Origin of the sequence: Acidovorax sp. (assembly GCF_034519795.1) — a bacterium.
In the GTDB taxonomy this organism is placed as follows: Bacteria; Pseudomonadota; Gammaproteobacteria; order Burkholderiales; family Burkholderiaceae_C; genus Acidovorax.
The window spans coordinates 46826-59219 of sequence record NZ_JAXHOB010000030.1 but is presented as its reverse complement, the minus strand read 5'-3'; the positions used below and the strand labels follow the sequence as shown (position 1 = coordinate 59219).

11 protein-coding genes are annotated in these 12394 nt (G+C 69.1%); all 11 read right to left on the bottom strand.

Annotated features, from left to right (window positions below):
* Positions 1-22: 22 nt before the first annotated feature.
* Positions 23-4537, bottom strand: coding sequence for a translocation/assembly module TamB domain-containing protein (locus tag U5N23_RS29140; RefSeq protein WP_322596183.1), 4515 nt, complete (start codon positions 4535-4537; stop codon positions 23-25).
* Between the two features lie 59 nt (positions 4538-4596).
* The gene (locus U5N23_RS29135) at positions 4597-6519 is read right to left on the bottom strand and encodes an autotransporter assembly complex protein TamA (protein ID WP_322596182.1); all 1923 of its coding nucleotides are present in this window, start codon (positions 6517-6519) and stop codon (positions 4597-4599) included.
* Positions 6520-6754: 235 nt separating this feature from the next.
* Positions 6755-7327 carry a 2OG-Fe(II) oxygenase gene (locus tag U5N23_RS29130; protein ID WP_322596181.1) on the bottom strand — a complete coding sequence of 191 codons (573 nt, stop codon included), beginning with the start codon at positions 7325-7327 and terminating at the stop codon, positions 6755-6757.
* 103 nt (positions 7328-7430) lie between these two features.
* On the bottom strand, positions 7431-7967 hold the full coding sequence (locus U5N23_RS29125) for a hypothetical protein (protein WP_322596180.1): 537 nt from the start codon (positions 7965-7967) through the stop codon (positions 7431-7433).
* Positions 7968-8112: 145 nt separating this feature from the next.
* The gene (locus tag U5N23_RS29120) at positions 8113-8364 is read right to left on the bottom strand and encodes a hypothetical protein (protein WP_322596179.1); all 252 of its coding nucleotides are present in this window, start codon (positions 8362-8364) and stop codon (positions 8113-8115) included.
* Between the two features lie 51 nt (positions 8365-8415).
* Positions 8416-8658, bottom strand: a complete 243-nt coding sequence (locus U5N23_RS29115) for a hypothetical protein (protein WP_322596178.1) — start codon at positions 8656-8658, stop codon at positions 8416-8418.
* A 4-nt stretch (positions 8659-8662) separates the two neighbouring features.
* A complete protein-coding gene (locus U5N23_RS29110; protein ID WP_322596177.1) occupies positions 8663-9229 on the bottom strand; it encodes a hypothetical protein in 567 nt (188 codons plus the stop codon).
* A 92-nt stretch (positions 9230-9321) separates the two neighbouring features.
* The gene (locus U5N23_RS29105) at positions 9322-10509 is read right to left on the bottom strand and encodes a VWA domain-containing protein (RefSeq protein WP_322596176.1); all 1188 of its coding nucleotides are present in this window, start codon (positions 10507-10509) and stop codon (positions 9322-9324) included.
* Positions 10510-10554: 45 nt separating this feature from the next.
* Positions 10555-11154, bottom strand: a complete 600-nt coding sequence (locus U5N23_RS29100) for a GNAT family protein (RefSeq protein WP_322596175.1) — start codon at positions 11152-11154, stop codon at positions 10555-10557.
* A 5-nt stretch (positions 11155-11159) separates the two neighbouring features.
* Positions 11160-11420: a hypothetical protein gene (locus tag U5N23_RS29095; RefSeq protein WP_322596174.1), complete on the bottom strand. Its 261-nt coding sequence runs from the start codon at positions 11418-11420 to the stop codon at positions 11160-11162.
* A gap of 89 nt (positions 11421-11509) precedes the next feature.
* Positions 11510-12364 (bottom strand): AAA family ATPase, encoded by an 855-nt coding sequence (locus tag U5N23_RS29090; protein WP_057201805.1) that lies wholly within the window; start codon positions 12362-12364, stop codon positions 11510-11512.
* Positions 12365-12394: the final 30 nt, after the last annotated feature.

Below are 12394 nucleotides of genomic sequence, written 5' to 3'. Positions count from 1 at the left end.
TGCCGGATTCCAGGGCCATCCATCAGTCGTACTTCAGCGTATAGATGATATCCACCGCGCTCTGCGCCCCCGTCTGCCCGCGCAGGGTCAGGCGGCGCGACAGGTCATAAAAGATGTACAGCGTGCCCAGGGTGCCCGACAGGCTGCGCTCGTACGTCACGTACAGGTCGGTGGACAAACGCTTGCCAAAGGTCAGGGCCGCGCCGGTGGCGTCGTCGCCGGTGCCGGGGCCCTTGAAGCCGATTTCGTCCAGGCCCAGGCGGCTGGCCACATTGGCGGTGCCGCCGCCGCCCTTGCGGCCCAGCAGGGCCAGGGCGGCCTGTTGCAGCACGGCGGCTTCGGCGCCGCCCGCAGCGGCGTCGCGGCCCAGAACCACCCACGAGAGTTTTTCGGCGTCGGGCAGGTCCGGGTCGGAGTACAGGCGCACACGCGGGGCCAGGGCCGAGCCGCTGACCTGCACGCCCGCGCGCACGCTGATGTTGGGGCGCAGCGCCAGGATGTCGAGCGAGGGGTTGTTGTACGGGCCATTGAAGCGGATGAGCCCCGTCTCTACGTCCAGCACCTGGCCCCAGGCGCGGTAGCGGCCCTGCTCGGTGCGCACCTCGCCGATCACGCGCGGGGGCGCGCCGGGCACGGCGCTGCTGCGGATGTCCAGCTCGCCCGTCAGGCGCGTGGTGATGCCCTGGCCCTGCAGCGCAAAGTCGCGCCCCAGGTTCAGGGTGATGGCGATGTCGGGCGGCTTGGCCGTGGTGGGCGTGGTGCCGGTGGCGGGCTGCGCGGCGGCCTGCGTGGCCTTGGCCACTGCCTGGGCCTTGGCCTGGGCCTCGCGGTCCTTGGCGGCGGACCGCACCACCACGTCGCTGCCCAGGCTGGGCGCGGTCTCGTCGGGCAGGATGATGGTGGCGCGGTCGGTGGTCAACTGCCCGCGCACGCTGAACTGGCCCTGCTGCAGTTGCGCCTGCACCTTGCCCGACACGCTGACCTGCCGGTCGGCCCGGCCCAGCACCTGCAGGGCCTTGGCCTCGGCCTGAAAACTCATGCCCAGGCCCGACATGCCACTGTTGTTGTTGGCTGCCGCATCGCCCCAGGTCACGCGGCCGGTGCCGGTGAGGCTGCCGCCGTCTTGCGGGGCAGCCGTGCGGTTGCCGCTGTAGCCGGGGATGCGCGCCTTGCTGCCGCTGCCGCCCTTCAAGCGAAACTCGGTGATATCGAGCTGGTTGCCGTTGAGCGCGGCGCGCAGGTGCCCGCCTTGCAGGTCCACCCCGTCGAGCACGGAACGCACGGCCAGCTCGTCGGCACCCAGCGTGCCCGCCCAGCGCGGCGCGGCGCGCGTGCCCGACAGGGTGGCGTTGGCATCGAGCGTGCCGCGCACGCGCCAGCCCGGCGGCGCCAGGGCCGACCACACGCCCACGTCGGGCAGGCGGGCGCGCACGGTGCCGGCCAGCGGCGCGTCGGGCGCCAGCGTGGTCTGGGCCAGGGTGCTGCCCAGGGTCAGGCGGGTGCTGGCCGTGGCGTCCACCTCGCCAGCACGGTCGCTGGCCCACACCAGTTTGGCGCGCAGGGCATCGCCCTCGGCCTCCAGGCTCAGCTCGGCCTGGCGCACACCGGCATTGCTGCCGCTGCCAGGCTCTTCGGTCACGGTGGCCTTGGGGCTGCCCGCGCCGGTGCCCTGGCCGCTGCTCTGCACAGTGGTGATGGCGGCCGTGCTGTCGCCAGCCAGAATGCGCAGGTCGCCCGAGGCGCGGCGCAGGCTGGCGCTGGCGCGCAATGCATTGGTGGTGTCCACGTTCCACTGCCCGTCGAACACGATGTTGCCCGCCAGGCCCAGGCGGGCCAGCAGGGGCTGGGCGGGCTTGCCGGCGGCATCGCTGCCGCCGCCAAAGGCATCCACCCAGGCCATGGGCAGGCCCTGCAGGCTGCCCTGCGTTTGCAGGCGCAGCGGGCTGCCACCGCCGCCGGCGTAGGTGATGGGCTGCCAGCGCAGCGTGGCGGTGCCCGCCACCGGCCCGGTGATGCGCGCTTGGCCGGCCGTTGCCTGCACCGACAGGGTGGCGCTGGTGGCGGCCGGGGCGGTGCCCGATGCCGCAGGCGCTGCGGGGGCCGGCGTGGCCGCACCCATGCGCAGCTTCACGGTCACCGGCTCGGCCAGCTGCACGGCCCAGGGGCCGGGCAGTTGCGTGTCCTGCGCCTGCAGGCGCAGCTCGGTCACCTGGGCCTGCCATTCATTGGCGCCGCCCATGCCGCCCGACAGGCGCGTGCGTACTGTGGCGCGCTGCGTGCCGGTGCGGGCCTCGCCATCCAGCGCCAACGTGGCCTGGGCGAGCGAGCCCGCCAGCTCGGCATTCACCCCGCGCAGCTGGATCGCGGACATGGGGCTCGCAACCCCTGTAGCGCCCTTGCCCGGTGGCAGCGCCACGTCGAGCTGCGGCGCATTCACACGGGCCTGCAGGGTGAAGTTGCTGGCGGCGTCCTTGCCGCCTGCGGGCAGGGCCTTGCCGGCAGCCAGCGCCTCCATCTGGCGCTGGGCGGTCTGCCAGCCCCCGGTCCAGCGCGCATTGATCTGCGCCTGGCCCTTGGCCGTGGCGCCCTTCATGGCATCACCCAGGCCCGGCAGGCTGGCCAGCCAGGCCTGCGTGCGCTCGGCATCGCTCAGTTGCACCTGCAGCTCGCCCGCGCCCTTGGCGGGTGCGATCTGGCCATTGGCGCTGGCCGTGGCGCCCGGCACCGTGGCGCGCAGCTGGCCCTGGGCCGATTGTTCGCCAATGGCCACGCGCAGCTGCGTGGCCTCGACCTTGGCCTGCAGGACGTCGAGCAGCAGGCGGTCCAACTGCACCGTGCCGCCACCCGTCTGCGCCAGGTACTGGCCTCGCGCGGTGAAGACGTTGATGCGCAGCAGCGGGGCGCCTTTCTTGCCCGCAGCCTGCACGGGGGCTTGCGCAGGGGCCGTGCCCGTGGCGCGGATGTCTGCCGTAAAGCGCACGGCCTGGTCGGCCTGGCCCTGGGCCGTGATGCGCCCGCCCAGCGGTGCCGCCGCCAGCGCGGTGTGCAGCGCGTCAGGCCGCAGGTTGCGCAGCTCGGCCTGGCCCTCGGCCGCGCCGGTGGCAGGGGTGAACTGACCCTTCAGCGCAATGGTGCCAGCCGCCTTGCCCGTGCCGATGGTAGCGGTGGCCGCAGGCACATCCCAGCGCGCGCCGTCAAAGCCCGCGCGGGCCTGCAGCGCGGCCAGGGGCAGGTGCCTGGTGTCCCACGGGCCGGGCAGGTCGTTGCGCAGGTCGGCCTCGATGTTCCAGCCCACACCGGCAAGCGATGGGGGCGCAGCGGGCGAGGGGGGGCTGGATGCCGAGGCCGAGGGTGCGGCAGGGGCGCCAAGGGCAGCAGCCGTAGCCGCTACCGGGTCTACCTTCACCGTGCCATGCAGCAGCGTGCGCGGCGCCTGCGGCCACAGGGCCGCCAGGTCCAACGCCTTGAGGGTGGCGGCAGCCTGCTTGAGCGGCTGGGGCTCCCAGGGGAGGATGGTGGCCTGCACATCGGCCTGCATGGGCTCGGCGGGGGCAGTAGGTGCACTTGCCTTGGCGGCAGTCGCGGGCGCGTTCTTGCGCGGTGCAGCGGCGGGTGCCGATGCCGACGAGGCCGCGACCTGGGTCGCCACCGCCACTGGCTGCAGCCGCGCGGCCAGCTCCAGCTGCGCCGCCGCCGTAGCCAGCGTGCCCTGCAGCGTGGCGTGCGCGCCCACCTGCAGCGGGTTGCCGCCGCCCGGGGGCGTGGTCTGCACCGTGCCGTCCACCGTGGCGTCGATGGCCATGGGCGCCTGGGCCTGCAGCTTCACGCGCGCGCTGTAGCGGCCCTGGGCCAGCTCCACGTTGTCGATCTTCAGGTGGTGCTCGGTGCCGTCGTAGCGGTAGTCGCCGGCCAGGTTCTGGGCTTGCACGGCGGGCCGGCCGGCCCGCCCTTCCTGCTGCGGGGGTTGGCCGGCCAGGCTGATCTGCTGCTCGGGCGAGCCCGCCCACTCCAGGCTGTCCACCTTGAAGGGCACGCTCACCTGCACCGGCAGCACCAGCTGCGTGAGCGGTTTCAGGGGCTCATTGCTGCTGGGCGCCGTGGCCTGGGGGGTGATGCGCACGCGCGTGGCATGCACCTCGCCCAGCTCCACCTTGCGGCTGAGCAGCGGGGCCAGTTGCCAGCCGATGCGCGCGCCGTCCACCTCCACCACCATGGCCGGGCTGCTCCAGCGCAGCCAGCCGATGTTGCCGCCCGCGCGCAGCGAGCCGCTCACGTCGCGGCTCTCCAGCTTCTGGTCCGCCGGCAAATACTGCGCGGCGCGTGCCAGCGCCAGGGCCAGCGATGTGTTGCTGCCCGCCCACCACCACGCGCCCCCGCCCACGGCCAGCACCAGCGCCAGCAGGCCCAGCACCAGCCAGGCCAGCAGCCGCAGCCAACTGCGGCGCCGGCGCGGCGGTGGCGGCGGGGCCGACGACCCGGCGCTGAAATCGGGCGAACGGTTGGCTGTGGCAGAGGAGGGCGGGTTGCGTGCGGACATCAATCAATCGGTCAGAGGATCAGGCGGGCGGTAAGGGGTAAGAAAAGAGAACGGTCCGGTCAGAAGCTGAAGCCCAGCCGCAGGTGCAACCGCAGCTCCTTGGCCTGCACGCCATAGGCCAGGTCGGCCTGCAGCGGGCCCACGGGGCTGCGCCAGCGCACGCCGGCACCCACGCCCACGCGCGGGTCCAGGTCGCCCACCTTGTCGGCCACGGCACCGGCATCCACGAACAGGGTGCTCTCCCAGTCCGTCATGCTGCCCTTGTAGACGATGGGGCGCTGCCACTCCAGGCTGCCCACGGCCATGTAGCGCCCGCCGTAGAGCTGGTCGTTGTCGGTGCGCGCACCGATCTTGCGGTAGCCATAGCCGCGCACCGTGGTGTCGCCACCGGTCAAAAACAATTGCGTCACCGGCAACTGCGCGCCCTCGCGCGCAAACACCGCGCCGCCCTCGGCCCGCACCGCCAGCCGCGCCGCGCGCGATGCGCCGTCGTCGGCTACCACCCGGCCCGCCGGGATGAAGGTCTGCCAGCGCAGCAGTGTGCGCACAAAGGGGTCGCGCTCGGGCGTGAGCGTGGTGCCTACGCCCAGCTCGGCCGCAATGCCGTGGCCGCGCGTGGGGGCGGTGTTGTTGTTGAAGTAGCGGCCCGTCCAGCCGTAGTTGATGCTCAGCGCCGTGCCCGAGGGCGGGGCGTTCAGCCCCTGGCTCTTGGCATAGTCGTACTGCAGAAAGTAATTGCGGTCGATGTTCTTGGTGCTCTTGCTGCGGCCGCCGCGCAGCCGGGCGCTGTTGGTTTCGTAGTCACCCGTGTCCTCGCGCTGCACCTGGCCGCCCGCAAACCAGCGCCAGCCGTTCTCGCCGGGCAGGTCGGTCCACTCGGTGCTGAGCAGCTTGTTCTTGCGGTCGAGCGAGAGCTTGCTCACCGCGCGCCAGCCCAGCAAGGGCATCTGGTTGTGGATGTGGTCGATGGTCAGGCGCGGCCCGCTGTCGGTCGACAGGCCGGCACCAAACACCACCTTCTGCAACTGCGCCTCGCGCACCTGGGCCACCACCGGCACGGCCAGCGGGTCGGTGCCCTCGGTGTCCAGCGTCAAAAACACCGCGTCGTAATACCCGCTGCTGGCCAGGCGCAGTTGCGCGTCCAGCAGCTCCGTCTCGTCGTAAATGGCGCCCGTGGGCAGGCGCGCCAGGCGGCGCGCGCCATCGGGGTCGTAGCGCTGGTTGCCATCCACGCGCAGCGGGCCAAAGCGGTACAGCGGCCCCGTGTCATAGGCCACGCTCAGGTTGGCCTCGTGCTTGTCGGCATCCACCTCGGCACGGCTGTTGGTGATGCGCGCCGTGGGGTAGCGGCGCACCTGCAGCTGGCGCAGGCCATCGTTCTTGGCGCCGTCCCACGCCGACTGGGTGAAGGCCTTGCCCGGCGGCAACCCCCAGCCGTTCTGCACGCGCCGCAGCTGGCGCGCGCGGCCCTCGCCGTCCTGCGCGTTGCTCACCGCTTCGGCAAAGGTGATGTCGGCCTTGGCAATGTGCGTCTGCGGCCCTGGGTCCACCGTGATCACCACCGTGCGCGGTGCCAGTTTCGCGTCGGGCGTCTCGGTCAGCTCCACCGTGATGGTGGGCGCAAAGTAGCCCAGCGTGCCCAGCAGCTCGCGCGCATTGGCATCGGCCGCGCCCAGCAGGCGCTGCAGCTCGCTGGCCTGCAGGTCGGGCAACTGGCGAAAGCGCTGCAGCTCCAGGTGCCGCTCCAGCGTCTCGCGCACCGAGTCCGGCCCGCGCACCTCCACCGCAAACGAGGGGCTGCCGTCCGAGTCCGCCTCGATGGGGCTCGACGCCGCATCGCGCGGCGCCTCCTCACCCCCGCGCCCGGGCAGCAGGCTGCAGCCCTGCAGCAGCAACGACGAGGCGGCACTGAAAAGCAGCAACGCCGACCATCGGGCCGGCGTTGAAAAAAGGGCAGTGTGCGAGAGGGGGCTACGGGACACGGCAAACAGCTTCGGTTGGGATGGACGATGTCATGGTACGGCACGGTGCAGACACGGCAGACACGGCAGACACAGGGGCACCAGGGGTGCGATCGGTGTGCCAGGGGGCCTGCCAGCGATGCCACACTATCGCCGCAAAAAGCGCGTTTCCTTGTAAGACAGATTCCCGCAGCGTATCGGGGTGTGTCTGGCTCGGGTAGGGGCCGCCGTGCGCGGGCCACCAGGGGCAACTGGGTCAGGCCTGTGGGTCGCGGTACATCACGTCCGTGCGCAGCACGTACTTCACCCCACCCGTCACCACCGATCCCTGGTGCCGCAGCCGGTGCGGAAACACCAGCGCCGTGCCCTGCGCGGGCTGCACGCGCTCCCAGCCAAAGTCGGTGCTGCCGCCCTCGAAATCGGCGTTCAGGTACACCATGAAGGTGAGCAGGCTCTCCTGGTCCGTCCCCACGCGCACCGTACCGTCCTGGTGCCAGGTGAACTTCTGGTCCTTCTCGTAGCGGTAGTAGCGAAACCGCTCGTTGAGCCCGCTCAGCAGCAAGCCCTTGAGCTCCGCCGGCAGCAGCGGGCGCGCCCGCTCGAACAGCTTCGTCGCCAGCTCACGCCGCTCGAAGATCACGCGGTCGTTGTTGCGCGCATCCTTGTACAGCAGCTCGCCATCGTCCGTGCGGATCGCTGCCTCTTCGTACCCCAGGCCCTCGCTGTCCGCGATGTACTGGGCGCACTCCTGGGGCGACAGGAAGCCATCGATGGTGAAGACACCCGCACCGAGGGGGTTGGCTTTGAGGGGTTCAGGCTGGCTCGACATGGCGGGCATGGTACCCGCAGCCCTTAGCGAGAGCGATCAATGATTGGCAGGCAGGCAGGCAGGCAGGCAGGCAGGCAGGCAGGCAGGCAGGCAGGCCGCTCGATCAGAACACCACCCACAAGGTCACGGCCACCACCGCGCCCACCAGCAAGGCCGGCGCGGCCACCGACCAGTCCTGCGTGGACGGCACACTGGCCCCGAATGCCGATGCGGCCAGCCAGGCATGCAGCCCGTAGATGAGCCCCGACCCGGCTCCGGGCATGAAGGTGGTGGCCCACCAGAAGCTCAAGGGCGCCAGCGCAACCGGTGCCAGCGCGATGGGCAACGAGCGCAAGTACCCCGCCTGAAACCACACCGACCCCAGGCGCCAGCCCATGGCCGTGCGCACCGGCACCAGGTTGGGCATTGTGGGCCGGGCGCCCAGCAGCGCCGCCACGGTCCAGTGCATGGCCTCGTGCAAGGCCGTGCCTGGCAGCACCGCCAGGCAGTACGACCACATGCCGATGTGTACGCACAGGCGCTGGAAGACGAGGATGCCTGCGAGCACCAGCCAGTCCCTTGCGTTCAGGGCCTGGGCGCGCGCGGTGGCCCAGGCCAGGGGGTGGGCGAGGGCTTCGGTGATCCATTCAGTGCCGTCCATGCGCGGTCAATCATTCCTTGAAGAGGTAGGGGAGGGGTGCACCAGGGGCTGGCTTCTATGGGCCATTGTCACGATGAAATCTGGGAAAGGTGTCGGACGGCATGCCTTGTGGTGCAAGGCTTGGCTGGCTGCGGAAGGTGAAGCCTCAACCCGGATCGAATGCCCTGGCATGGGTGGCTTGCAGCCACGCCTTGTCCAGCGGCCCGTTGAAGCCCACTGCGGCATCGACGCCGCACTGGGGGCCGATGGCCGTTTGGTCCTGGTTTTCACCATCGCACCATTCCCTGATGGCGGCAGGCGCGAACGGCCCAAAGCAGTATTCTTCCGTCAACAGCGGATGTGTTGATGCCACGGTGGCGCCGTCGATCTCACGCTCGATGATCAGTAATAGAGACAAACGAAGGCACCCTCAGTTCGCGGCTGCAGCACGCCTGACTCCGTTGCGGCGCTACCTGAGCAGCTTCACGGCCACCCAGGCCATGCAAGCACCCAGCGCTGCCCAGATGAGGTGGTACACGACAAGGCCGGCGGGCGTGCCCAATGCGGCCCCCAGTGCCTGCGCCATGGCGCCCCGCACCAACGACTGCGTGGGCGGTGGTGCGGCCATGGTGACGGCGCCCCAGGCGCTGAAAAGGAACACGCTGCCCCCGACAGCCAGGAAGAACCACGCCAGCCATCTTGTCTCCCGCATGCTTTCATTCCTTGGAGTGGTGGGCTGCCCATGGGGTGCCATGGGGCATGCCATCGTGAGGCCTTTGCCTTCGGACAAATATCCCTCGGATGGCGATGAATCCCCCGAGCAGAACCAGCAGCACCCATGACAGGGCCGGTCCCCAGCCGCTCTGGATGGCCGCGTATTTGCGGGCTTTTTCTTCGTAGCCGAACCAGGTCTTCTCCGCGTTGGTCAGCTCGTAGCACAGGCCGCCGCCACCCGTCGATGCCGGCCCCATCAGCAGCGACACCTGTTGGCTGCGCAGGTGCTCTGCGTGCTGGTCGTTCAATCGGACATCGTTCTCGTCAAGGCAGTTGGATGTGGACGACCAGCCCAGGGCGCAACTGCACCGGTGCACCACCCCGTCCGCGCTGCGCACCCTGGTTGCATACTGCGACCTCTTGCTTGGCCACGTGTCGTAGCGCGCCAGAAGCCGCCCGTCCACCCGGGTGAGCTGGTCCTTGGGGGGAATCTCCACCAGGCTGGGTTGTACCCCGTAGACGACCAAGAGCATCACCAGCGCAAAGGGAACGCACTGGATGCCGCCCACGAGGGGGGCCACCAACCAACCCATCCAGCCCAGAACTTCCCTGGCTCTTGTCCTTCTTATGACCAACGGTACGTCTTGCTGCACCCCACCCCTCACTTCGACAACAACCGCATCGTCTCCTCCAGCCCCTTGAGCGACAACGGAAACATCCGATTCCCGATCAGCTGCTGCACGATGCTGATGCTCTGGCGGTACTGCCACACGCCCTGGGGCTCGGGGTTGATCCAGGCGAACTTGGGGAAGGCGTGCGTGAGGCGCTGGATCCACTCGGCGCCGGGTTCTTCGTTGTTGTATTCCACGCTGCCGCCGGGCTGCAAAATCTCATAGGGGCTCATGGTGGCGTCGCCCACGAAGATGAGTTTGTAGTCCTTGTTGTACTTGCGAATGATGTCCCAGGTGGGGAACTTCTCGGCAAAGCGGCGGCGGTTGTTCTTCCACATGAAGTCGTACACGCAGTTGTGGAAGTAATAGAACTCCAGGTGCTTGAACTCGGTCTTCACGGCGCTGAAGAGTTCTTCCACGCGCTGGATGTGTTCGTCCATGGTGCCGCCCACGTCCATGAGCAGCAGCACCTTCACGTTGTTGTGGCGCTCGGGCACCATCTTGATGTCGAGGTAGCCGGCGTTGGCCGCGGTGCTGCGAATGGTGTCGGGCAGGTCCAGCTCCAGCTCGTTGCCTTCGCGCGCAAACTTGCGCAGGCGGCGCAGCGCGACCTTGATGTTGCGCGTGCCCAGCTCCTGCTGGTCGTCATAGTCCTTGTAGGCGCGCTGCTCCCACACCTTCACGGCGCTCTTGTTCTTGCCGGCGCCGCCAATGCGCACGCCCTGGGGGTTGTAGCCGCCGTGGCCAAAGGGGCTGGTGCCGCCGGTGCCGATCCACTTGCTGCCGCCCTCGTGGCGCTCTTTTTGCTCTTCGAGGCGCTTTTTCAGCGTCTCCATCAGCTCGTCCCAGCCCATCTTCTCGATGGCGGCCTTTTGCTCGGGCGTCAGCTCGTTCTCCAGGATCTTGCGCAGCCAGTCGGCCGGAATCTCCTTGGTGAAGTCGGCCAGCATCTCCACGCCCTTGAAGTAGGCGCCGAAGGCACGGTCGAACTTGTCGTAGTGCTTCTCGTCCTTGACCAGGGTCAGGCGCGAGAGGTTGTAAAAATCGTCCAGGCTCCACGAGTCGTCGGAGCGGGGGCCCACCACGCCGGCCTCCAGCGCCTCCAGCAGGGTGAGGTATTCCTTGACCGACACGGGCAGCTTGGCCGCGCGCAGGGTGTAGAAAAAATCGATGAGCATGGTGGGGTGCCTCCTCGGTCAGGCAGGGGTCTTCGTCAGGCGGTGTCAGGCCGCGGTTTCGCGGCGCGCGCGCAGGTAGATGAGTTGGGCGCGGGCCTCGGGCCACTCGCCGGCGCGCATGCTGTACATCACCGTGTCGCGGATGGTGCCGTCGCGGCGCATGGCGTGTCCGCGCAGCACGCCGTCCTTGTGCGCGCCCAGGCGTTCGATGGCGCGCTGCGATGCGAAGTTGTAGTTGTCGGTGCGCCAGCCCACCACGTTGCAGCCCAGCGTGTCGAAGGCGTGGCCCATCATCAAGAGCTTGCAGGTGGTGTTGACGTGGCTGCGCTGCACGCTCTGGCGGTACCAGGTGTAGCCGATCTCCACGCGCTTCACGGCGGGCAGTATGTCGTGGTAGCTGGTGCTGCCCAGCACGGTGCCGCTGGCCTCGTCGACCACGGCAAAGGCAAAGCGGTCGCGCGTGGCCAGGGCGGTTTCGATGTAGGCGCGCGTGTCCTGCGGCTCGGGCACCGAGGTCACGCGCAGCGTCCACAGCTGGCCGTCGGCCGCGGCGGCTTGCAGGCCGGCTTCATGGCCCAGGGCCAGGGGCTCCAGGCGCAGGCCCTGGTCGCGCAGGGTGACGGGTTGCACGAACAACGTCGACATGCGGCTTATTCCTTGGGGGGTTGTGCTGCTGCAGCAGCTGCCTGCGTTTGCCGGCGCTGCAGCTGCCAGCGCCGTGCGGCGTGCAGGCCCAGGCCGCCGCCCACGCTCACCAGGGCAATGCCGCCCAGCGTGGTGGCGCCGTAGCCGGGCGCAAAGATGTCCAGGCCCATCCACTGGCCCAGCCAAAAGCCGGCCAGCGCGCCGCCGAGAAAGCCGATGGCGTCGGCTACGCCGTCCATCAGCGAGGGGGTGTTGGCTTGGGTCATGGGTGGGTGAGTGGTTCGTGTGGAGATCTGCGGTACGGCCCGCCGCCGGGTCGCCCCAGGGGGGCGCAGCGTGGGGGGGCAGCAGTTCCTCAGCGGTTCCTCTGGTTCATGAACACGAGCTTTTCGAACAGGCTCACGTCCTGCTCGTTCTTGAGCAGCGCGCCCACCAGCGGGGGCACGGCCACCTTGTTGTCGGCGCTTTGCAGGGCGGAGAGCGGGATGTCTTCGGCCACCAGCAGCTTGAGCCAGTCGAGCAGTTCGCTGGTGGAGGGCTTCTTCTTCAGGCCGGGCAGGTTGCGCACGTCGTAGAAGGTCTTCATCGCCACGCTGAGCAGGTCGGCCTTGAGCGTGGGGAAGTGCACCGCCACGATCTGGCGCATGGTGTCGGCTTCAGGGAACTTGATGAAGTGAAAGAAGCAGCGGCGCAAAAAGGCGTCAGGCAGCTCTTTTTCGTTGTTGGAGGTGATGAACACCAGCGGGCGGTGCTTGGCCTTGATGAGCTCGCGCGTCTCGTAGCAGTAGAACTCCATGCGGTCGATTTCGCGCAGCAGGTCGTTCGGGAATTCGATGTCGGCCTTGTCGATCTCGTCGATCAACAGCGCCACAGGCCGGTCGGCCGTGAAGGCCTGCCACAGCACGCCCTGGATGATGTAGTTGCGGATGTCCTTCACGCGCTGGCTGCTGTCGCCATCGTTGAGCTGGCTGTCGCGCAGGCGGCTCACCGCGTCGTACTCGTACAGGCCCTGCTGCGCCTTGGTGGTGGACTTGATGTGCCATTGCAGCAGCGGCATGCCCAGCGCCTGGGCCACTTCCTCGGCCAGCATGGTCTTGCCGGTGCCCGGCTCGCCCTTGATGAGCAGCGGGCGTTGCAGGGTGATGGCAGCGTTCACGGCCAGCATCAGGTCTTGGGTCGCAACGTAGTTCTGGGAACCTTGGAATTTCATGGCAGGGAAAACACCGGATCGTTGATGAAT

What these genes read in the sequence shown, in the direction of transcription:
- U5N23_RS29100 (WP_322596175.1), bottom strand. Translation starts at nt 11,154, where the DNA reads ATGTCGACGTTGTTCGTGCAACCCGTCACCCTGCGCGACCAGGGCCTG.
- U5N23_RS29090 (WP_057201805.1), bottom strand. Translation starts at nt 12,364, where the DNA reads ATGAAATTCCAAGGTTCCCAGAACTACGTTGCGACCCAAGACCTGATG.
- U5N23_RS29095 (WP_322596174.1), bottom strand. Translation starts at nt 11,420, where the DNA reads ATGACCCAAGCCAACACCCCCTCGCTGATGGACGGCGTAGCCGACGCC.
- U5N23_RS29125 (WP_322596180.1), bottom strand. Translation starts at nt 7,967, where the DNA reads ATGGACGGCACTGAATGGATCACCGAAGCCCTCGCCCACCCCCTGGCC.
- U5N23_RS29115 (WP_322596178.1), bottom strand. Translation starts at nt 8,658, where the DNA reads ATGCGGGAGACAAGATGGCTGGCGTGGTTCTTCCTGGCTGTCGGGGGC.
- U5N23_RS29105 (WP_322596176.1), bottom strand. Translation starts at nt 10,509, where the DNA reads ATGCTCATCGATTTTTTCTACACCCTGCGCGCGGCCAAGCTGCCCGTG.
- U5N23_RS29130 (WP_322596181.1), bottom strand. Translation starts at nt 7,327, where the DNA reads ATGTCGAGCCAGCCTGAACCCCTCAAAGCCAACCCCCTCGGTGCGGGT.
- U5N23_RS29140 (WP_322596183.1), bottom strand. Translation starts at nt 4,537, where the DNA reads ATGTCCGCACGCAACCCGCCCTCCTCTGCCACAGCCAACCGTTCGCCC.